Origin of the sequence: Shewanella inventionis (genome assembly GCF_014641855.1) — a bacterium.
GTDB classification, from domain to species: Bacteria; Pseudomonadota; Gammaproteobacteria; order Enterobacterales; family Shewanellaceae; genus Shewanella; species Shewanella inventionis.
Map to the genome: position 1 here is coordinate 123,030 of NZ_BMII01000005.1, position 21,468 is coordinate 144,497.

The following is a 21,468-nucleotide window of genomic DNA, read 5'->3' on the forward strand; positions in this document are numbered from 1 at the left end:
GATTAATCTTCGCTTTGACGATCCATGTTTTCAGTATTTTCAAGCCATAACGCATTGATGATACCGAATGAACATGCCAGTAATACACCTAAAATCCACGCAAAATACCACATAGATATCGCTCCTTAAACTAGTAAAGTGACGTTTTATTGTCTTCAATAAACGCACGATTTAAGCGGCCGTACATCTTGTAATAAGTCCAAATGGTGTAACTTAATACCGTTGGTACGAAAATAATAGCCGCAAATGTCATCACTTTTAACGTCATTTGACTCGCTGTTGCATCCCACATGGTTAAGCTCACATTAGGCTCTAATGATGATGGCATTACAAACGGGAACATGGCTGCACCGCAAGTCACAATCACACCAGCAATAGCAAGCGAGCTAAACAAGAATGCAAAGCCACTACGATTAAAGCGACTAGCTAAAATCACTAAAATTGGCATTAACAAGCCCAATACAGGGAATAACATGGTCACTGGATATTTGTCGTAATTGGCTAACCAAGCACCGGCCTCAACAGCAACGGTTTTGGTGGTAGGGTTTGATTGGCCAGCTAGGTCAAGCGTTGATGTAATCACATAACCATCAATGCCATTAACAAGCCAAACGCCTGCAACCGCAAATAGTACAAACAGTAAACCACCACATATTTGCGATGCTTTAGCACTGCGCACACGTAACTCGCCTTCGGTTTTCATTTGTAACCAGGATGCGCCTTGCATCATAAACATGGTAACACTGACAAGGCCGGCTAATAATCCAAAGGGATTTAACAAGCCAAATAACCCGCCGTGATAAGTTGCACGTAGGTATTCGTCAAAGTTAAATGGCACACCTTGCAGTAAGTTACCAAATGCAACGCCAATGATCAGTGGTGGTACAAAACCGCCAACAAACAAAGCCCAATCCCAGGTTTTACGCCATTTTGGATCTTCAATTTTAGAACGATAATCAAAGCCAACAGGACGCATATAAAGGGCAAACAGCACCAACATCATTGCCACATAAAAGCCAGAAAACGACACTGCATAAACCATAGGCCAAGCAGCAAATAAGGCACCACCTGCGGTGATAAGCCAAACTTGGTTACCGTCCCAGTGAGGGGCAATGGAGTTAATCATAATACGGCGTTCGGTGTCGTCTTTACCAATAATCGGTAATAACGCGCCAACACCCATATCAAAGCCGTCGGTGACAGCAAAACCGACAAATAACACGCCGATTAATGCCCACCAGATAAATCTTAATACTTCATAATCAAACATAATCAGGTCCTCCGATTAGGCATCTTGGGTTTCAAAGTGATAACGACCAGTCTTTAAGCTACTTGGGCCAAGACGTGCGAACTTGAACATTAAGAAAGCCTCTATCACCAGTAAAATGGTATAGAAAACCGTAATCGAAATAATACTGAACCATAGATCAGCTGGCGTTAAGCTCGATGCCGACATAAAGGTAGGTAGCACTTCTGAGATGGTCCAAGGTTGACGGCCAAACTCTGATACAAACCACCCTGCTTCAATGGCAATCCAAGGTAGCGGTAAGCTGTATAGTGCTGCTCGCAACACCCACTTTTTCTCAGCAATTTTATGACGTGTGCTTTGCCAAAACGCAGCAGCAAACACAAACAACATAATCACGCCACAACCCACCATTAAACGAAAACTCCAGAACATTGGCGCTACCGTTGGAATAGAGTCGAAAGAGGCCGCAATGATTTGCTCTTCTGTCGCATCAACCACGTTATCTGTGTAGCGTTTTAGTAAGAAGCCATAGCCTAAATCGCCTTTTGTCGCTTCAAATTGTGCACGAGTTTCAGGGGTTTCATCACCTGCACGCAGTTTTTCAAGTAACGCATAAGCCACCATACCGTTACGAATTCTCACTTCATGCTCTTTAACAAGATCTCGTATTCCTGTTACTTCTTCATCTAAAGAACGTGTTGCAATAATTCCCATTAAGTACGGTATTTTAACAGCATAATCTGTGTGCATGGTTTCTTGATTAGGGAAACCAACCGCAGTAAACGCTGCTGGTGCGGGTTCTGTGTGCCATTCAGCTTCAATTGCCGCTAATTTAACACGTTGAACTTCACCCACTTCGTATCCTGATTCATCACCTAATACGATAACCGATAAAATCGCCGCCATACCAAAACTGGCTGCAATGGCAAACGAGCGACGAGCAAAGGGTAAATCACGGCCTTTGAGGATGTAGTAAGCACTAATCGAGAGAACAAACATTGCTCCAGCTACATAGCCAGAAGCCACTGTATGCACAAACTTAACCTGCGCAACAGGGTTAAATACCACTTCGGCAAAGTTAGTCATTTCCATGCGCATGGTTTCGTAGTTAAACACTGAACCAACGGGGTTTTGCATCCAACCGTTTGCAATCAAAATCCACAATGCAGACATGTTAGAGCCAATAGCCACTAACCAGGTTATTGCAAGATGCTGACGCTTACTAAAACGATCCCACCCAAAGAAAAACATACCCACTAAGGTCGATTCCAGGAAGAATGCCATCAATCCTTCAATCGCCAATGGCGCACCGAAGATATCACCAACATAATGCGAATAATAAGACCAGTTAGTACCAAACTGGAACTCCATTGCTAAGCCAGTAGACACACCTAGGGCAAAGTTAATACCGAATAACTTACCCCAAAATTTGGTCATGTCTTTATAAATCTGGTTATTAGTCATTACATAAACTGACTCCATAATGGCCAGTATAAAGGCTAATCCCAGGGTAAGCGGAACAAATAAAAAGTGGTACATGGCTGTCAACGCAAATTGAAAACGCGATAGCTCAACAACCTCTTCGATAATCATTGGCGACTCCTTACTTCATTCAGTTCGACCAAATGCGACACGGCAATAAAGCATTGCCAAATTGATGATATTGTCCCAGAAATATAATTTGCAAAGTTGATTAACTTAACAATAAAAGTATTCAATAAACCCAACAACTTATGATTTCAAGTCCATTCCTAAACCTGATATATCTTACGGTAAATTGATTGAAGAGATCATGTTTTTTAATTAAATATGTGACCTTCATTAGATTTTTTGCATGAATATTTTTTAGCGCTTTAATATCAACAGCTTATGTTTTTCACACTTGTGCTACAACGCATAAAAAAATCATTTTTGTGACGTTCACACAACCTCTTTATGCCCAAAAAATCAACATTAATGCAAATTCGCCCCTCCCCACCCTCGCAAGAGGTATTGACAAAAAAAGTGCAATTGCTAGGAGCTGCGGATCTTTCGAGTTTGTTTTTGCAGCGAATTGTTGGTCATTACACACATATAAAACCGCGCGGCAGAGACTTTGAGGTGCTGTTATTCGACATAAAGAGTCGATAACGCAGTAAAAATGGCCAACACACGCAGCCAGCGTGGATTGGGCTAAAAACGCTTACTCTTTGTTGAATGAACCTTTGTTGAATGACGCTTTGCAAATAAAGCATTACTTAGATTACTAGGCAGTGCACCTAGTACCGCGATAAGAAGGCGTGTCACTCGAACAAAAGTCAAACAGCAAAAATCAACAGCCCGTTAGGAATGATGACTTACCATAATAAAAGTGACCAAACATAAAGACCAACCCAATGTGTTAATACGTCGTTAAAAATCTCAATGTATTTAATTCGCGATAAAAACCATTTATCTATAAATAATCAATCCATAAAAACAATATCCATAAATATCAGCAATTTAAAAAAATCAACAAAACAAACCTAATATTACAAACGGAATAATGCATAAATAAAACTAATCTAAAACATCATTTTTTCTTGTTTGAGTGCAAATAATAACCACCGTATAATTATTAAACAGTTAAGAACACGAATATCCTACTGCGTCGTAGTCTTAATCCCCCCCAGATCCCCAAAGAGATAGATATGACGCTATTATTTGAAAATATTGCCAATTTATATAAACGTGCCTTTTCAGACATGTTTACCGCCAAAGAAACTAAATAACCTGAGTTAGTAAGTTACGGTTTCGCGCGTTAGCGCAATTTAATACATAAAAAGCCCCGCAAGTGAACACTTGTGGGGCTTTTTGATCTCGTTATTGCCGATATAAAAAATGGCGACCCAATTGAGCCGCCATGTTGATTGACCTATCAGCTATAATCTTAGCCAATTTTTACCCGCGCATTACGGAACATGCGCATCCATGGGCTGTCTTCGCCCCAGTTGTCTGGATGCCATGAGTTGGCAACGGTTCTGAATACACGCTCAGGGTGCGGCATCATAATGGTCACGCGGCCATCGGTTGTACAAATACCAGTTAAACCATTTGGCGAGCCATTAGGATTAAGTGGATATTGCGTCGCAATTTGGCCGTGGCCATCTACATAACGTAGTGCAATGGTGCCTGAGGCTTCTGCTTTAGCTAATGCTTGTGCATTGGCAAATTCAGCTAAACCTTCACCGTGTGACACAGCGATAGGCATACGAGAACCCACCATTCCTTCGAAGAACACTGACGGAGTTTGCTGTACTTCAACCAAACTGAAACGCGCTTCAAAACGCTCCGAACGGTTACGCACAAAGTGCGGCCAATGCTCGCTACCTGGGATGATTTCTTTTAGGTTAGATAACATTTGACAACCGTTACACACACCTAACGCAATGCTCGAATCACGCTCAAAGAAACGGCTGAATTCATCACGTGCACGGTTGTTAAACAGAATGGACTTAGCCCAACCTTCACCGGCACCTAAAACGTCACCGTACGAGAACCCACCACAAGCCACTAAACCTTGGAATTCTTCTAGGCTAATACGGCCCGATAAAATATCAGACATATGCACATCGCGGCTTTCAAAACCTGCGCGGTCAAATGCGGCTGCCATTTCAATGTGCGAGTTAACACCTTGCTCACGTAAAATAGCCATTTTAGGCGCTGCGCCTTTTAAAATATAAGGTGCAGCAACATCTTCATTCGGGTTAAAACCTAATTTAACGGTTAAGCCGGGTGCATCAGCAATTTGCTTAAGCGCAAACTCTTCTGCAGCACATTCAGGGTTATCACGAAGTGCTTGCATGCGATAGGTGGTTTCTGACCATAACGTGCGTAGCGCAGTACGGCTATTTGTATAAATAACGCGCTCGCCATCGGTAATAGTGATTTGATCAACTGCTTGTAGGCCGCCGATCTGATGACACGTCACACCTTTAGCGATGAACTGTGCCGCAATGGCATCAGCCTGCTCGCTGCTAACTTGGATAACTGCACCTAATTCTTCGTTAAATAAACGCTCTATGTCTGTGCCTTTTAACGCGGCTAAATCAATTTGCAAACCCGTATTACCGGCAAATGCCATCTCAACTAAGGTTGTAAACAAACCACCGTCACTGCGATCGTGATAAGCAATTACCGACTGCTCAGCCACTAATTGCTGCATGACTTCAAAAAATCCTGCAAGGTTAGCCGTGTTATCCAGTGTTGGCGCAATATCACCAAGCTCACTGTAAACCTGTGCTAAACAAGACCCGCCTAAACGGTTTTGGCCATTGCTTAAATCCAGCATCAACAATGTGCTATCGCCTTTATCTGAGCGCAGCTCTGGCGTAATCGTTTTACGAATATCTTGTACCACACCAAATGCGGTGATGATTAACGACATTGGCGATGTAACGGTTTTCTTAACGCCGTTGTCTTCCCATGCGGTTTTCATCGACATCGAGTCTTTACCCACAGGAATAGTAATGCCTAGTGCTGGGCATAAGTCTTCGCCGATGGCTTTAACCGCTTCATATAAACCAGCATCTTCACCTGGGTGACCTGCTGGTGACATCCAGTTAGCCGATATTTTAATGCGTTTGAACGAGCCAATATCAGCACCAGCAATGTTCATAATCGATTCAGCAACCGCCATACGGGCAGAGGCATCAAAGTCTAACAATGCTAACGGTGTGCGCTCACCCATCGACATGGCTTCGCCAGTGTAGCTGTCATAGCTTGATGCAGTGACAGCGCAATCTGCAACCGGTACCTGCCAAGGGCCAACCATTTGGTCACGATTCACTAAACCAGTCACCGAGCGATCGCCAATGGTGATTAAGAAGGTTTTGTCGGCAACAGTGGGTAAAGTCAAAATACGTTTGACCGCTTCGTTTAAGTCAATTTTAGACTGGTCTAACGCTGGCGATACCGCTTTAGCCGATACCACATCACGGCTCATTTTCGGTGCTTTGCCTAATAATACTTCAAGCGGTAAATCGATTGGTTTGTTATTAAAATGGCTGTCGGCAAGGGTTAAATGCATTTCTTCAGTCGCTTCACCGACTACCGCAAATGGAGCACGTTCGCGGGCACAAATATCGGCAAACTGTTGTAGGTTTTCAGGTGCTACTGATAATACATAACGCTCTTGTGACTCGTTACACCAAATCTCAAGCGGGCTCATGCCAGGCTCGTCTGATGGCACGTTACGTAAATTAAACACCCCACCACGATTACCATCATTCACTAATTCAGGGAATGCATTTGATAAACCACCTGCGCCCACATCATGAATAAACTGAATAGGGTTCGCGCTGCCAAGTTGCCAGCAACGGTCGATGACTTCTTGACAGCGACGTTCCATTTCAGGGTTTTCACGTTGCACAGAAGCAAAATCTAAATCTTCACTTGATTGGCCAGATGCCATTGAAGAGGCCGCGCCGCCACCTAAACCAATGTTCATTGCCGGGCCACCTAATACAATCAGCTTAGCGCCAACGGTGATTTCGCCCTTTTGCACGTGCTCTTCACGGATATTACCTAAACCACCGGCAATCATGATCGGCTTGTGATATCCACGCACTTCAACGCCATTATGGCTCGATACTTCTTGCTCGTAAGTTCGAAAATACCCAGTCAAGGCCGGACGACCAAACTCGTTGTTAAATGCCGCGCCGCCTAATGGGCCTTCGAGCATGATTTCTAACGGGGTAACGATACGATCAGGTTTACCGTATTGACCTTCCCAGGGTTGTACAAAGCCAGGGATCTTAAGGTTAGATACCGTAAAGCCATTTAAACCTGCTTTAGGTTTAGAACCACGACCGGTTGCACCCTCATCACGAATTTCACCACCAGAGCCGGTAGCAGCACCAGGGTATGGGCTAATCGCGGTTGGGTGATTGTGAGTTTCAACCTTCATCAATACATGCATAGGTTCAGTGTGGTAGTTATACACACCGTCTGGATCGGGGAAGAAACGCCCTGCAACTGAGCCTGTCATTACCGCAGCGTTATCTTTATAAGCCGATAACACATAGTCAGGTGTTACTTCAAAGGTGTTCTTAATCATTTTGAACAAAGATTTAGGCTGTGCTTCGCCGTCAATTGTCCAATCTGCATTAAAAATTTTATGACGACAATGTTCTGAGTTAGCCTGAGCAAACATCATAAGTTCAATGTCGTTTGGATTACGTTTTAAGCGGACAAAGTTTTCAACTAAATAGTCAATTTCATCATCGGCTAATGCTAAACCTAACTTAACGTTGGCAACTTCTAGAGCGCGACGACCTTCAGCCAAAATATTGATGCTGTTAAACTTGGCAGGTTCTGTACGGGCAAACAGTACGCTTGCGTCAGCAAACGTTGGCAATATCACTTCAACCATGCGGTCGTGCAGTAAACCTTGCAATTGCTTTTGCTGCTGAGCCGTTAATGTGGCTGATTCAACATAGTAAGCAATACCACGCTCTAGACGTTTGACTTTATCTAGGCCGCAATTATGAGCAATATCAGTCGCTTTAGATGACCAAGGAGAAATAGTACCTGGACGCGGGGTAACAAACAGTAACGCCCCTTTAGGAGCATGCGATTCAATCGCAGGACCATAGGTAAGAATCGTTTCTAGCTGTAGACGTTCATTATCATCAAGAGATTCAGTCAAATCAGCTAAATGCACATATTCGGCATAAATTTGCGACACAGGAAGCGATGCGTTTTCGCAAGCCTCCATGAGTTTTTGAACTCTAAATGCAGATAGTGCAGGGGCTCCGCGAATGATTTCCATCACGTCTATTCACCTTATAATTTATATAGGAGGGTCAGAATTGGCGCTATTATAGGGAATTGCACAATACAAATCACGTTCAAGCACAGGTGAAAACAGTGTTTCCTGATAGGGAAAATATCCCGCGGGAATAATGCTACAGTGGATAACAGGCTCACTTTACAATCGAGCACAAACCCGCCAGCTTTAGCTGCTTTTTTATACAAGCCTAGGCGTTTAGGAAAACTCCTGATAAAGTATGCGAAAAAAAACACCAACTCCCTACATATTTAAAGGCTATTCGACAGGTATTACACTCGTTTTTCTCGTATTACTCTCGTGAACATTAACGATACAACTTAAGATAACCAGTTAATAAATATGATCAAAACCTTATTTATCATTTTTCTTTTAGGCATATTGAGCGCTTGCCAACCAGTTGATATTCAACAGGTAGATATTGCTGCGCCCGCCCCTAAACGCACTGTCCTCAAGGTGGGTACACTTTATGGACCTCAGATTTACCTTAATTCAGAGTTAGGCGAAACCGGCTTTGATTTCGAAATGGCACAACGTTTTGCTGATTATTTATCCGTGCCGTTAGAGATGATCCCCTATACAGACAGGAAAGCTTTATTTAAAGCATTAAAAAATAACGAAATCGACATTATTGCTGCGGGTATTGCGAAAACCCCTAATCGCAGCAAACAATTTAAACTTGGGCCGACCTTATATAAAGTCAACCAGGTACTGGTATATAAAGAAGGCACGCCAGAACCCAAAGACATTGGCACCCTGTCTGGCGAAATAACCGTAATGGCAAACTCATCGTCGGTTAATACCTTAACTCAACTGCAAAAAGACCACCCAGAACTCATGTGGAACCAAGTTGACGACAAGGATAACGAAGAATTATTCGCACTGGTTGCCAAAGGTAAATTGAACTACACAATATCAGACTCAAACAGCCTGTTAATTAACCAACGTTTTTTACCTGAGTTACGAGCAGGAATGATTTTAGAAGAAAAAATTGAGGTTGTTTGGCTGTTACCGCCCAAAGACAGCGACCGTTTAATGAGTCAGCTTTTAGCCTTTTGGCATAAAGAGAAACGTGCCGGCACCCTTGAGCATTTAAACGAAAAATATTTTGGCCATGTGAAACGTTTTGATTATGTTGACACTCGTGCCTTTATCCGCGCTATTGACAATATTTTGCCTGAATACCGCAGCATGTTTGAAGAGTACGCAGGTGATTTAGATTGGCGTAAGCTCGCTGCCGCCAGCTATCAGGAGTCGCATTGGAACCCTAAAGCACGCTCCCCCACTGGCGTACGTGGCATGATGATGCTAACTCAACCTACAGCTACCTATGTGGGTGTCGATAATCGTTTAGACGCAGAGCAAAGTATTCGCGGTGGAGCATTTTACCTCAAAGACATGATGGATCGCTTATCAGAATCGATTCCAGAATCGCAACGAATTTGGTTTGCTTTAGCCGCTTATAATATTGGTTTAGGCCATGTGGAAGATGCGCGCAAATTAACAGAGTCAATGGGAATGAACCCTAGCGCCTGGCGTGATGTAAAAAAGGTATTGCCCCTGTTACAGCAGTCTAAATATTACAAACAAACCCGCTATGGCTATGCCCGTGGTAGTGAAGCGGTACACTATGTTGATAGCATACGCCGATATTACGACACCTTAGTTTGGGTTGATAATCAAACTAAACAAATGGACGTGATTGACGAAAGTGATAGCATGGAGATCATCGCCGAAGAGGTTAACATTAATACCAATGTATCGGCTCAGAAACCCTAACTGCATAAGCGGAAAATAAAAATGATGACCCATTAACAGTTATCTCTTGTTATTGTGTCATCATGTAAAATGAGATATCAGCTTACATTCAATACAACCAAGAATGATTTAAAGGATACCGGTATGAGAAGAAGAGCAATAAGCAACACTATGTCACGTCGTCGCGTCATGCTAAAAGTACAAAAAAGCCGCATTTTAAATCGTCAACGTGCCCATTTTTTATTGGTTCAAACTGAGAGCTAATTTAAGTTTACTCACTTTGGGTTCACGCTAACGGCTAATCCTAAAAAGCCTTTAATCAGTTTGCTGTTTAGCTAACTGTTTAAGGGCTTTTTTTTCGGCTCGTCTGCGCTTAAAAAACGCACTGAGCTGCCCTGCACACTCGTCAGCTAACACTCCTGAAGTAACGCTAAGCTGATGGTTAAATACAGGGTGTTGTAATAAATTAATCACGCTACCTGCAGCACCAGTTTTTAAATCATCGGCACCATAAACCACTCGCTCAATTCGGCTATGCACCATAGCACCGGCACACATTGCGCAAGGCTCAAGAGTGACATACAAGGTTGTCCCTAACATGCGATAGTTTTCGAGTACCTTACCCGCCTGGCGGATACACTCCATTTCAGCGTGGGCGGTTGGGTCGTGGTTTAAGATACTTAAATTAAAGCCACTGGCAATCATCACCTCATCTTTAACTAATACCGCGCCAACGGGCACCTCACCTTTTAACTCAGCTTGTTGTGCCAATTGCATTGCTAGGCGCATCCATTGTTGATCAATGGCGAGTTGAGCACTGTCGACAACATCAGAGGAAGTATTAGGTGCTAATTCAGTTAAACAATCAGCCTTTGGAATATCAGTCATGCAATTAGCCTAAATAACCAGTCTACGCGGCTATTCTAACAAATAAAAAAGACGACGAGGCGTCTTTTTTATAGAACCAGAAGATTAATCCGCTTGGATTATTCCCACTCGATCGTCGCCGGTGGCTTACCCGAAATATCGTACACCACACGAGAAATACCATCGACTTCATTAATGATGCGATTCGATACACGCCCCAAAAAGTCGTAGGGTAAATGAGCCCAATGCGCGGTCATAAAGTCGATAGTTTCTACCGCACGTAGCGACACAACCCAATCATATTTACGGCCATCACCCATTACGCCCACAGAGCGAACCGGTAAAAACACGGTAAATGCCTGGCTGACTTTGTTATATAAGTCAGCTTTGTGCAATTCTTCAATGAAGATAGCATCAGCGCGGCGTAATAAATCACAGTATTCTTTTTTCACTTCACCAAGCACACGCACACCAAGACCAGGCCCTGGGAACGGGTGGCGATAAAGCATGTTGTAAGGTAGGCCTAGCTCTAAACCAATCTTACGCACTTCATCTTTAAATAACTCGCGTAGCGGCTCAACTAAACCAAGCGCCATATCGTCAGGTAAACCACCTACGTTATGGTGCGATTTAATCACATGCGCTTTACCGGTAGCACTGCCTGCCGATTCAATCACATCAGGGTAAATGGTACCTTGAGCTAACCATTTTGCATTAACGCATTTTTTTGATTCTTCGTCGAAAATCTCAACAAACACGCGGCCAATAATTTTACGTTTGGCTTCTGGATCGGCAACGCCAGCCATTGCATCGAGGAAACGGTTTTCAGCATCAACATGAACTATGTTTAGTCCAAAATGATTACCAAACATTTCTAATACTTGCTCGGCTTCGTTTAAACGCAATAAACCGTTGTCAACAAACACGCAGGTTAACTTGTCGCCAATGGCACGGTGTAAAAGCATAGCCACAACCGATGAATCAACACCACCAGAAAGACCAAGGATCACTTCATCGTCGCCAATTTGTTGCTTTAAACGTTCAATGGCATCTTCAATAATAGATGAAGGTTTCCAGTTAGCTTCACAGCCACAAATGTCTAGCGCAAAATGCTCAAGCATGCGTTGACCTTGACGAGTGTGGGTCACTTCTGGGTGAAATTGTACGCCGTAAAAACGTTTTTCTTCATTCGCCATTGCAGCAAAAGGACAGGTTGCCGTTTTAGCAACAGCCACAAAGCCTTCTGGGATCACCGATACTTTATCGCCATGGCTCATCCATACATCAAGTAATGGCTTGCCTTCTGCGCTTACGGCATCTTCTATGCTTTTGAATAGTGCAGAAGTGGTTTGCAGTTCAATTTGAGCATAGCCAAATTCGCCCTCGCCCACGCCTTGAATCACTTTTCCGCCAAGCTGTTCTGACATGGTTTGCATACCATAACAAATGCCTAAAACAGGCACGCCTGCAGTAAACACGTATTCTGGTGCACGAGGTGAGTTATCAGCGGTTACGCTTTCAGGGCCACCGGCTAAAATGATGCCATTAGGAGCAAATTCACGAATTTGAGCTTCGCTCACATCCCAGGCCCATAACTCACAATACACGCCAATCTCGCGAATACGACGGGCAATAAGTTGAGTGTACTGAGAACCAAAATCGAGGATCAAAATCTTATGATCATGAATATTAATCATGGGTAACCTTTACAAATTGATTAAATGCCATGGCCAATACATTGGCCATCATGCGTGTAACAAAAGGGCGACAAACGTCGCCCTTGAGGTAATTATGAACGATAGTTAGGTGCTTCTTTGGTAATGGTCACGTCATGAACGTGTGACTCGCCCATGCCAGCTGAAGTCACTCTAACAAACTGTGCTTTTTCATTTAAATCTTTAATGGTGGCACAACCTGTTAATCCCATACATGAACGTAAACCGCCCATGTGCTGATGAATGATTTCTTTTAACTTACCTTTGTAAGGTACGCGACCTTCAACACCTTCAGGCACTAACTTGTCAGCGGCGTTATCACTTTGGAAGTAACGGTCTGATGAACCTTGAGCCTGGCCCATTGCGCCAAGAGACCCCATACCACGGTATGATTTATACGCACGGCCTTGGTAAAGTTCTGTCTCGCCTGGGGCTTCTTCAGTACCGGCAAACATAGAGCCCGCCATAATACATGATGCACCTGCAGCTAATGCTTTAGCTAAGTCACCAGAAAAACGAATACCACCATCGGCAATGACAGGGATACCTAACGCAAGCACGGCTTCTGCTGCATCTGACACCGCAGTAATTTGCGGCACACCAACACCAGTTACAATACGAGTGGTACAAATTGAACCAGGGCCAATACCCACTTTAACCGCGTTAACACCCGCTTCGACTAACGCAAGTGCACCAGAAGCGGTAGCAACGTTACCACCCACAATTTGTAAGTCAGGGTATTTAGCACGAGTATCACGAATGCGTTGTAACACGCCTTCAGAATGACCATGTGATGAGTCAATTAATAATACGTCTACACCGGCTTTAACAAGGGCATCAACACGCTCTTCGTTACCAGGACCGGCACCAACTGCTGCACCAACACGTAAACGACCTAACTCGTCTTTACAGGCATTAGGTTTACGCTCAGCTTTTTCGAAATCTTTTACAGTGACAAGGCCTTTAAGTTTAAAGTTATTGTCAACCACTAAGACTTTTTCAATGCGATGAGAATGCATTAACTTTTGCACTTCATCTAACTTGGTGCCTTCAGTTACTGTCACGAGACGATCTTTTGGGGTCATCATGTCGGCAACGGTTTTGCTCCAGTCTGTTACAAAGCGTACGTCACGGCCGGTAATAATACCCACAAGTTCGTGTGCATCATTCACCACAGGGTAACCAGCAAAGCCATTTCGCTCAGTGAGTAAACGCAGGTCGGTTAAACTTGTTGCAGGAGTGACTGTAACAGGGTCTTGTACTATCCCCGCTTCATAGCTTTTAACTTTGCGAACTTCTTCGGCTTGTTGCTCAATACTCATGTTTTTATGAATAAAACCTAAACCACCTTCTTGCGCCATTGCAATAGCAAGACGTGACTCGGTGACGGTATCCATCGCGGCAGATACCAGCGGAATATTCAATTCAATCTTGGTGGTTAAACGTGTTTTGAGAACAGCGGTATTAGGGAGTACGGTCGAGTGGGCAGGAACCAACAACACATCATCAAAGGTTAGTGCATCTTTCAGTAAACGTAGCATGGCAACATCTCCCTAGTAAGTAGGATTTGAGGTGAAATATTGCGGCGAGATTATACCTTGCATATTACGGTTGGTAAATGGAAAATAGATTTTTATTACCTTTAGAATGAGAACATTCATGAGTGCCACAAAAAACAATGTTTACACTGTTTCGCAATTAAACGGCGAAGTCAGGCATATTCTTGAAGGTCAAATAGGTAAAATTTGGTTAAATGGTGAAATATCAAACTTTTCTTCGCCCAGCTCAGGCCATTGGTACCTCACCTTAAAAGACAGTCACTCGCAAATTCGTTGCGCCATGTTTAAAGGCCGTAATCAATCTGTACGCTTTAAACCCGTTAATGGCCAGCAAGTGTTAGTTAAAGGTGCCATCAGTGTTTACGAGCCTCGCGGCGACTATCAGCTGCTATTAGAGTCTATGTTGCCTGCTGGTGACGGACTATTAGCGCAAGAATTTGAAGCATTAAAGTTAAAATTGGCCGCAGAGGGTCTATTTGCCACAGAAACAAAGCGCGCACTGCCAAATAATATTCAACGTATTGGAGTGATAACCTCAGCCACTGGTGCAGCGCTTCGAGACATTTTGCACGTATTAGCAAGACGCGACCCATCAATTGAAGTCATTGTTTATCCAACCCAAGTACAGGGCGCAGCGGCGAGCCAGTTAATTTGTCAGGCTATCGCCACCGCAAATCAGCGGCTTGAAGTGGATGTACTACTGCTCACTCGTGGTGGCGGTTCATTAGAAGACTTATGGTGTTTTAATAATGAGCATTTAGCCCATGCCATTTACAATAGTGCCTTGCCGGTGGTGAGCGCGGTTGGCCATGAAATAGACACTACCATCAGCGACTATGTTGCAGACGTGCGCGCCCCGACTCCTTCCGCTGGTGCAGAACTCTTGTCTAAAGACAAAGGCAACAAAGCCGAAAAGCTCATATTATTGCGAGCCCGCTTACAACAAAGCATGAAGCATTATCAGTTACAACAAAGTGGGCGTTTAAATCAATTAGTCCATCAGCTGCAACGCCATGAGCCTCAACGTAAACTGCAACAATTTGAACAACGTTTTGATGAAATGCAAATGCGTTTAGAACATGCCTTACAGCATAAGCTCAGTCGCTTAACTATGCGCCACCAGCAACTGCATAACCGTCTGCAACAACGCTCTCCGGCCAGCACATTAAATCTGGAAAAACAGCGCTTGCAGTACTTAACTGAACGATTTAACGACGCTAGCAGCGACTACTTTAAGCAAGCAGCATTACGGGTAACTCAAGCCGCTCATATGCTTGATACCGTCAGCCCACTTGCCACATTAAGCCGCGGCTATTCCATTACAAGTTTCAATAATCAGGTTATCGATAAAGCAGAACAACTAAATAAAGGTGATGTGATCTATACTCGCTTAAAACACGGTGAAATCACCTCGACCGTGACGAAAATATCAGGCCCGAATACCTAAAAGCCAAAAAGCCATCTTGCGATGGCTTTTTGTTTAATCAATCTCTAATCGAATCAATACACGATTATCATTATCGAGGCTGAAACGATTGTCACTGGGTTACTTACCCAAGGGAGTTAATACTATCTCAACACGGCGGTTTTGAGCTCGGCCCTCAGCACTATTATTGCTCGCTATCGGATTGGCTTCGCCCATGCCCGTTGACGACACGCGAGAACCATTTACATTTTGGCTAGTGATATACTGCGCCACTTCACTGGCACGCACTTGCGATAAACGTAAATTGTATGAGTCTGAACCTGAGCTGTCGGTATAACCAATCACGTTTAAGCGTGTATCGCTGTATTCTTTAGCAACCAAAACTACACTGTTTAATACCGATTTAGCGCGCTCGCTTAGTACAGTTTGATCAACTGCAAATGTCACTTCGTTTGGCATATTAAGAATAATATTGTCACCACTTCGCGTAACACTCACCCCGGTAGACTGTAGCTGCTTGCGTAATTTGGCTTCTTGCACATCCATATAATAACCAATACCACCACCTACGGCAGCGCCAGATGCAGCACCAATTAATGCGCCTTTACCGCGATCTTTTTTACTTGAAGAAGCCACTCCTATTGCTGCACCACCAATGGCACCAATTATGGCGCCGTTTGTGGCTTTAGCATTTTCAGACTCGCCTGTGTAAGGATTAGGTAATTGACAACCAGACAACAACAGTGCCGAGGCGATTAAAGAGCTGCATAACAAGGATGCATTAACGTTCACTAACATACATTCTCCTAATTACTTATTTAATAAGTAAAAAACAAAGGAAGCTTAAAAACGCAATTCTACCCTATGAAAAGGCAAACATTTCGTTATTTTTTGTTCATCAAACTACGACGTATCCAGGCAAAAGTGCCCAATAAACTTAAGCTTAACCAACCTAATGCACCACCGTGAGCCTCTTCTACGTAAACTTCTTCTACATATACAGCGTCACGATCGCTACTTTCAAGTGGCAAGGCATACAAGCTATCTAGCTCATCACTACTAATGGTCGCAACTGGGTCGGCATAACCTAACTCGTATAAATCAATAAGCACATCATAATGGTCGGTTTGATATCCGGTAGCTAATGTGGTGAGCACTTCATAATCATCAAAGCTAGAATCGGCATTCAGTGTAAATACATCTGTCGAGTAATAATGGATCCAGGGTCCACCGTTTTGGCTTAAATATAACTCTGCAAACACATCCGCTTGAACATCGCCACCACTACTATTGATGTCAGCGTCAAAGGTCACGCTAAAGGTTTGATAAAAACCGTCGTAATCGTAATCTTCAAACAAACGCGTTTGAGCGTCATAAAATGAAAAGTCATAATAAATCACTTGGTTTTGTTGTGCTAAAGCGCGTTGTTGCTTACTGGCTTGTGTCGCAGCCGCTTTTTGATGTAATGCCATGCGTTGCTCACGGGTCACCTTGGTGCTGCTATCTGCCTGGCCCGTAAGTAACTGAGCTTGCTGATGTAACTCAACAACTCGGGTTTGCACGTCATTGTCACTACTGACAGGCTGCGTTAACAGCCTTGACTGACTAATCGCTCCTCCAACCTGACTTGCAGACACTTCGGCACTACTTACACTCATTGAGCTCAATCCCAAAGCACAGGTAACACATACTCTTAACCCTAGTTTAACGGGATTAAATGAGGGTTTAATATCGCTGGTGTTATTTGAATATTGATTCATGGTGATTCCTTACAACCTAAATGTTGCAATCATTAAAACCCACTCAAAATGAACACAAGCTGAACATGAACAAACAGTTAATATCTCGCGCTATCTTATCGACATCCCCTTATTGTCATTCAGTTAATGTTCATCTGTGTCTGGGTATACTGAACTAGGTAAATTTGCACCCACTCGCAGCGCAATTTATTAAGTAGATGTTTCTATATATAAAAGGATCTTTTACACTGGTCGCAATGAGGTAAATAGGATTAACACTATGCAGCGTATGCTCAAGCTCAACGCCATTCTTTTAGGCTTAATGTTAGTGATTTCATCACACAGTGTTGCTGGCACTTCGCTTGTGGCAACCTCAAGTATAGTGGCACCTTTTCAGCTTGTTCCTGGCCCAAAAGACAATCGCCAAAGTAAAAATTTAGTGGTTTCCAGCGCCCAGCAAGCTATACAAATTGCCAAACGCAGTTATTCGGGCAAGGTATTAAAAGTCCAGTCGAGTAGCGTCAATGGCAATCCGGGATATCGAGTTAAATTACTCACCAATGATGGCGTCATTTTTTATGTTTCTGTTGACGCAACTAACGGCTCTGTATCAAGGAACTAGCACATGAGATTATTACTGGTTGAAGATGACTTAGCCCTGCAAGAAAACGTTAAACAGCATCTTATTAATGCGCAATACACGGTCGATGTCGCGTCTAATGGCGAAGAGGGATTGTTTCAAGCCCAAGAGTATCAATACGATGTGGCCATCATTGACGTAGGCTTGCCAAAGTTGGATGGCTTGTCGCTAATTAGCCAACTGCGCGAACAAGATATTAGCTACCCCATTATCATTTTAACCGCTCGAGACAGCTGGCAAGATAAAGTCATTGGCCTTGATGCCGGTGCAGATGATTACCTAAGTAAACCGTTTCAGTTAGAAGAATTAGTTGCGCGCATTAATGCACTTATCCGCCGCTCAGCAGGTAAAGCAAGCCCTGTGATTCAAAATGGTCCTTTTAGCATTAATACCCGCAGCCTCGAAATTAAAATACATCAGCAAGTCATTAATTTAAGCGGTTCGGAATACAAACTCTTTGAATACCTTATGCTCCACCCAGGGTCTGTGCATTCTAAGAGCAGCCTTATTGAACATATATACGATCAAGACTTTGACCTAGATTCAAACGTGATTGAAGTGTTTATTCGCCGCTTACGTAAAAAGCTCGACCCAGACAATCAATATCAACTGATAGAAACCTTACGTGGCCAAGGTTATCGTTTACGCCAGTTAGGACAAAATGAATAAGTTACTTGGTTCTCTCAAGGTACGCATCGTCGTTAGTGCATTACTGCTTATTTTAGTGTTGTTACCTATCATTGGCATCACAGTTAACAACGCTTTTGAAACCCAAATTAATGTCGCGGCCAAAAATCAACTAAAAGCCTATGTGTATTCTGTTTTAGCCATGGCTGAAGTTGAAGAGGGTGAACTGCAAATGCCAGAACACCTGCTCGAAAATCAATTTAATGTCATTGGATCTGGGCTTTATGCGTTAATCACCACCAAAGATAATCAGCTACTTTGGACCTCCAACTCCTTTTTGGGCTTAAATATGCCAATGGATTTGCCCAAACCGGCCACTGGACGCAACAGCTACGGCAACATTTTAATTAATGACAATCCACAATTAATTTATAGCTACAGTGTTAGTTTTGCCACCAGCGAACGCCCGTTTACCATGACACTGCACATCATTAAAAATCAGCATGAATACCAACAACAAATCACACAATTTTCCAATACATTATGGACCTGGTTACTCATCTTAATGGCACTGTTATTAAGCGTACAGTTAAGTTGGTTATTATGGACGCTAAAACCTTTAGGTAAATTCAGTCAAGAACTCAGCGCCGTAGAGCAAGGTAAGTCAATGCAACTCAGTACCGACTACCCCATTGAGTTACAAAACGTGGCCAAACAGCTCAACACGCTACTGCAAACTGAACAAAACCAGCGCAAACGCTACCGCAATGCCCTCGCCGATTTAGCCCACAGCCTCAAAACACCTTTGGCGGTGATGCAAACCCAGGCAAATTTAAATGACACGTCAATAGAACAAATTAATCGCATTAACCACATTGTGGCTTATCAATTAAAGCGTGCTCAAAGTGCTGCAGGCACTGGTTGGCATTTAGGGGTCAGTGTCGATGACATCGCTTCGCGCTTAGTGAGAACCTTAGGCAAAATATACCAACAACAACATCTTAATATTGACTATCAAGGTGATGTTAATGCCCGCTTTAAAGGCGATGAATCAGATTTAACCGAAATGCTCGGTAACGTTTTAGACAACGCATGTAAAGCAGCAAACAATCACATCCTCATTCGGGTTAAGCAATTACCAAGCAGCTTACAAATAAGTGTTGAAGACGACGGTAAAGGAGTACCAAAAGACAAACAGCAACAGATTTTTGAACGCGGTATGCGGGCCGATACTTACGAGCAGGGCCACGGTATAGGATTAGCCATTGTGCGAGATTTAGTCGACAGCTACCATGGCACCTTAACGGTGCAGAGCTCTGACACTTTAGGCGGTGCCAAATTTGAGTTTGAGTTTACTCATTAACCTCAATTCTGAACTTATTGTCGATTCACCTATTTTATAACCCACTAAAATAATCGCTAAAAACATTCACTCATTAATATCGCTTTCAGCTTATGTTCATCTTCAGCTCGCTATGATGAGCTTAACAGTCATCAATGACACTGGAGTTAACATGAAAAAAGCCATTCAAACACCCGTTAAAGCACTATTCGCTTTAGCCTTGGTTTGTATGCCATTTGCAAGTGTACAAGCCGCACAAACAACTGAATCGAATACCTACAGCGTAGCCGATGATGCGGTAAGTGATGCTGAGTTGGCACAAATGCTGGCCCCCATTGCGCTCTATCCAGACAGTTTGCTAACCCACATCCTGATTGCGTCAACATACCCGCTTGAAATCGTACAAGCTCAGCGTTGGTTAGTTAATCAAGGCAATCGCGATACCAAGCAAATTATGGCTGAAGTTGAATCACAAGACTGGGATCCAAGCGTAAAAGCATTGGTGGCTTTTCCTAATGTGCTGGAGCGTTTAAACACCGATTTAGTCTGGACCCAAAACCTAGGTGATGCGTTTTTACAAGACGAAGGGCGCATGCTTGATACAATTCAAGCATTAAGACAACAAGCAGATGAAGCCAATAACCTAGCCGATCTTGAACAGGTAAAAGTTTCACGGGTTGAGCGACGCATTATTATTGAGTCTGTAAGACCTGAGATTGTGTACGTGCCTTACTATGACAGCCGCATAGTGTATGGTCACTGGCGCTGGAACCGTTACCCACCGGTTTATTGGCATGCGCCAAACTATGTTCATTACCGCCCAAATCACAGTGCAATAATTTGGGATAGCGGTGTACGCATTAGTTTTAACTTCTTCTTTAGCGGGTTTCATTGGCATGACCGCAGGGTAATTGCAGTACCGGTGCACAAAAACTACCGTTACTACACACCACGTAGAATCAGTTACAGCCATGGTGCACAGCACTGGCAGCACAAACCTAAACACCGTAAAGGTGTGGCTTATCGCAGCCAGGTGATCAGTAAACGTTACAATGGCCATTATGAAAAACGCAATAAGCCTGTGAGCTATTCACATGAGCCTAAACGTCAACAAAATCATGAGCCACGCCATGTGTCTTCTAAACATGCTGTAATTAACAATAATGAGCCACGTAAGCACATTACCCACAGCACCAAACAAGACAATCGCAACGAACGAGTCGTTGTTAAAAATGTGAGTCGTAACGAACCCGTTGAGCACAAAAGCGCCCAGCTAAAACGTGAGTTGAGCCAACAGCGTCAACCGGTATCGCAAGCAAAGTCGTTTGAACGCAAAAGTGAGCCAACAAGATCTACTTATAGCCGTAACAATGAGCCGGTGAGTCGCCAGCAAGAGGTTAATAAGACAACAGCAAAGTACGAACACAAACCGGCAAGCCAAGCGGTAAACAAGCCACGCAATCAAGAAATTCAACAAGTACAGCGCAGTACACAAGTTGAAAAGATGCGTGAGTCACAAGCTAAGCCAGTACGTATACAACAGGACGTTAAACAACAGCGCAGAAACGAGCCGCAACAGGCGTCACGCTCTATGAGTCAACAACGGGATAATTCTGCCCGCCAAAACAACCATTCTCGCGAAATCAAGCCATCACGAGAAAGGCAATAACTAGAAAGGCAATAACGATAAACCCAACCAAGAATGAGCAACTTTTGTTGCTCATTTTTATACCCAAAT

15 protein-coding genes are annotated in these 21,468 nt (G+C 43.4%); 6 read left to right on the plus strand and 9 right to left on the minus strand.

Annotated features, from left to right (window positions below):
* Positions 1 to 2: 2 nt before the first annotated feature.
* From cydX to purL, 4 genes are all read right to left on the minus strand, one after another.
* Positions 3 to 113 carry a cytochrome bd-I oxidase subunit CydX gene (gene cydX / locus IEW93_RS04340; protein WP_059747876.1) on the minus strand — a complete coding sequence of 37 codons (111 nt, stop codon included), beginning with the start codon at positions 111 to 113 and terminating at the stop codon, positions 3 to 5.
* Between the two features lie 17 nt (positions 114 to 130).
* Positions 131 to 1,270: a cytochrome d ubiquinol oxidase subunit II gene (gene cydB, locus IEW93_RS04345; RefSeq protein WP_188737274.1), complete on the minus strand. Its 1,140-nt coding sequence runs from the start codon at positions 1,268 to 1,270 to the stop codon at positions 131 to 133.
* Between the two features lie 15 nt (positions 1,271 to 1,285).
* Positions 1,286 to 2,842 carry a cytochrome ubiquinol oxidase subunit I gene (locus IEW93_RS04350; protein ID WP_223419624.1) on the minus strand — a complete coding sequence of 519 codons (1,557 nt, stop codon included), beginning with the start codon at positions 2,840 to 2,842 and terminating at the stop codon, positions 1,286 to 1,288.
* A 1,315-nt stretch (positions 2,843 to 4,157) separates the two neighbouring features.
* On the minus strand, positions 4,158 to 8,039 hold the full coding sequence (purL, locus tag IEW93_RS04355; RefSeq protein ID WP_188737381.1) for a phosphoribosylformylglycinamidine synthase: 3,882 nt from the start codon (positions 8,037 to 8,039) through the stop codon (positions 4,158 to 4,160).
* 360 nt (positions 8,040 to 8,399) lie between these two features.
* Between purL and mltF the strand changes: the two genes are divergently transcribed.
* Positions 8,400 to 9,836, plus strand: coding sequence for a membrane-bound lytic murein transglycosylase MltF (gene mltF / locus IEW93_RS04360; RefSeq protein WP_188737276.1), 1,437 nt, complete (start codon positions 8,400 to 8,402; stop codon positions 9,834 to 9,836).
* Positions 9,837 to 10,130: 294 nt separating this feature from the next.
* Here mltF and tadA read toward each other — a convergent pair whose 3' ends face one another.
* From tadA to guaB, 3 genes are all read right to left on the minus strand, one after another.
* Complete coding sequence (gene tadA, locus IEW93_RS04365) at positions 10,131 to 10,703, minus strand: tRNA adenosine(34) deaminase TadA (RefSeq protein ID WP_188737279.1); 573 nt, start codon at positions 10,701 to 10,703, stop codon at positions 10,131 to 10,133.
* A 98-nt stretch (positions 10,704 to 10,801) separates the two neighbouring features.
* Positions 10,802 to 12,379 (minus strand): glutamine-hydrolyzing GMP synthase, encoded by a 1,578-nt coding sequence (gene guaA / locus IEW93_RS04370; RefSeq protein ID WP_188737281.1) that lies wholly within the window; start codon positions 12,377 to 12,379, stop codon positions 10,802 to 10,804.
* 92 nt (positions 12,380 to 12,471) lie between these two features.
* Positions 12,472 to 13,938 carry an IMP dehydrogenase gene (gene guaB / locus IEW93_RS04375; RefSeq protein WP_188737283.1) on the minus strand — a complete coding sequence of 489 codons (1,467 nt, stop codon included), beginning with the start codon at positions 13,936 to 13,938 and terminating at the stop codon, positions 12,472 to 12,474.
* Between the two features lie 118 nt (positions 13,939 to 14,056).
* Here guaB and xseA point away from each other — a divergent pair, with 118 nt between their 5' ends.
* Positions 14,057 to 15,403: an exodeoxyribonuclease VII large subunit gene (xseA, locus tag IEW93_RS04380; RefSeq protein ID WP_188737285.1), complete on the plus strand. Its 1,347-nt coding sequence runs from the start codon at positions 14,057 to 14,059 to the stop codon at positions 15,401 to 15,403.
* Positions 15,404 to 15,502: 99 nt separating this feature from the next.
* On the opposite strand, the gene IEW93_RS04385 is transcribed toward xseA, so the two are convergent.
* Together IEW93_RS04385 and IEW93_RS04390 are read right to left on the minus strand one after the other, a co-directional pair.
* On the minus strand, positions 15,503 to 16,180 hold the full coding sequence (locus IEW93_RS04385; protein WP_188737287.1) for a YiaD family glycine zipper/OmpA-like lipoprotein: 678 nt from the start codon (positions 16,178 to 16,180) through the stop codon (positions 15,503 to 15,505).
* A gap of 86 nt (positions 16,181 to 16,266) precedes the next feature.
* Positions 16,267 to 17,142, minus strand: coding sequence for a choice-of-anchor H family protein (locus tag IEW93_RS04390; RefSeq protein ID WP_188737289.1), 876 nt, complete (start codon positions 17,140 to 17,142; stop codon positions 16,267 to 16,269).
* Positions 17,143 to 17,401: 259 nt separating this feature from the next.
* Here IEW93_RS04390 and IEW93_RS04395 point away from each other — a divergent pair, with 259 nt between their 5' ends.
* From IEW93_RS04395 to IEW93_RS04410, 4 genes are all read left to right on the plus strand, one after another.
* Positions 17,402 to 17,743: a PepSY domain-containing protein gene (locus tag IEW93_RS04395; RefSeq protein ID WP_188737292.1), complete on the plus strand. Its 342-nt coding sequence runs from the start codon at positions 17,402 to 17,404 to the stop codon at positions 17,741 to 17,743.
* 3 nt (positions 17,744 to 17,746) lie between these two features.
* Entirely contained in the window at positions 17,747 to 18,430 is a 684-nt protein-coding gene (locus tag IEW93_RS04400; RefSeq protein ID WP_188737294.1) for a response regulator transcription factor, read from the plus strand.
* A complete protein-coding gene (locus tag IEW93_RS04405) occupies positions 18,423 to 19,751 on the plus strand; it encodes an ATP-binding protein (RefSeq protein WP_188737296.1) in 1,329 nt (442 codons plus the stop codon). Before IEW93_RS04400 ends, IEW93_RS04405 begins: the two co-directional genes overlap by 8 nt.
* A gap of 151 nt (positions 19,752 to 19,902) precedes the next feature.
* Entirely contained in the window at positions 19,903 to 21,399 is a 1,497-nt protein-coding gene (locus IEW93_RS04410) for a DUF3300 domain-containing protein (RefSeq protein ID WP_188737298.1), read from the plus strand.
* The last annotated feature ends 69 nt before the right edge of the window (positions 21,400 to 21,468 follow it).

What these genes read in the sequence shown, in the direction of transcription:
- cydX (WP_059747876.1), bottom strand. Translation starts at nt 113, where the DNA reads ATGTGGTATTTTGCGTGGATTTTAGGTGTATTACTGGCATGTTCATTC.
- cydB (WP_188737274.1), bottom strand. Translation starts at nt 1,270, where the DNA reads ATGTTTGATTATGAAGTATTAAGATTTATCTGGTGGGCATTAATCGGC.
- IEW93_RS04350 (WP_223419624.1), bottom strand. Translation starts at nt 2,842, where the DNA reads ATGATTATCGAAGAGGTTGTTGAGCTATCGCGTTTTCAATTTGCGTTG.
- purL (WP_188737381.1), bottom strand. Translation starts at nt 8,039, where the DNA reads ATGGAAATCATTCGCGGAGCCCCTGCACTATCTGCATTTAGAGTTCAA.
- mltF (WP_188737276.1), top strand. Translation starts at nt 8,400, where the DNA reads ATGATCAAAACCTTATTTATCATTTTTCTTTTAGGCATATTGAGCGCT.
- tadA (WP_188737279.1), bottom strand. Translation starts at nt 10,703, where the DNA reads ATGACTGATATTCCAAAGGCTGATTGTTTAACTGAATTAGCACCTAAT.
- guaA (WP_188737281.1), bottom strand. Translation starts at nt 12,379, where the DNA reads ATGATTAATATTCATGATCATAAGATTTTGATCCTCGATTTTGGTTCT.
- guaB (WP_188737283.1), bottom strand. Translation starts at nt 13,938, where the DNA reads ATGCTACGTTTACTGAAAGATGCACTAACCTTTGATGATGTGTTGTTG.
- xseA (WP_188737285.1), top strand. Translation starts at nt 14,057, where the DNA reads ATGAGTGCCACAAAAAACAATGTTTACACTGTTTCGCAATTAAACGGC.
- IEW93_RS04385 (WP_188737287.1), bottom strand. Translation starts at nt 16,180, where the DNA reads ATGTTAGTGAACGTTAATGCATCCTTGTTATGCAGCTCTTTAATCGCC.
- IEW93_RS04390 (WP_188737289.1), bottom strand. Translation starts at nt 17,142, where the DNA reads ATGAATCAATATTCAAATAACACCAGCGATATTAAACCCTCATTTAAT.
- IEW93_RS04395 (WP_188737292.1), top strand. Translation starts at nt 17,402, where the DNA reads ATGCAGCGTATGCTCAAGCTCAACGCCATTCTTTTAGGCTTAATGTTA.
- IEW93_RS04400 (WP_188737294.1), top strand. Translation starts at nt 17,747, where the DNA reads ATGAGATTATTACTGGTTGAAGATGACTTAGCCCTGCAAGAAAACGTT.
- IEW93_RS04405 (WP_188737296.1), top strand. Translation starts at nt 18,423, where the DNA reads ATGAATAAGTTACTTGGTTCTCTCAAGGTACGCATCGTCGTTAGTGCA.
- IEW93_RS04410 (WP_188737298.1), top strand. Translation starts at nt 19,903, where the DNA reads ATGAAAAAAGCCATTCAAACACCCGTTAAAGCACTATTCGCTTTAGCC.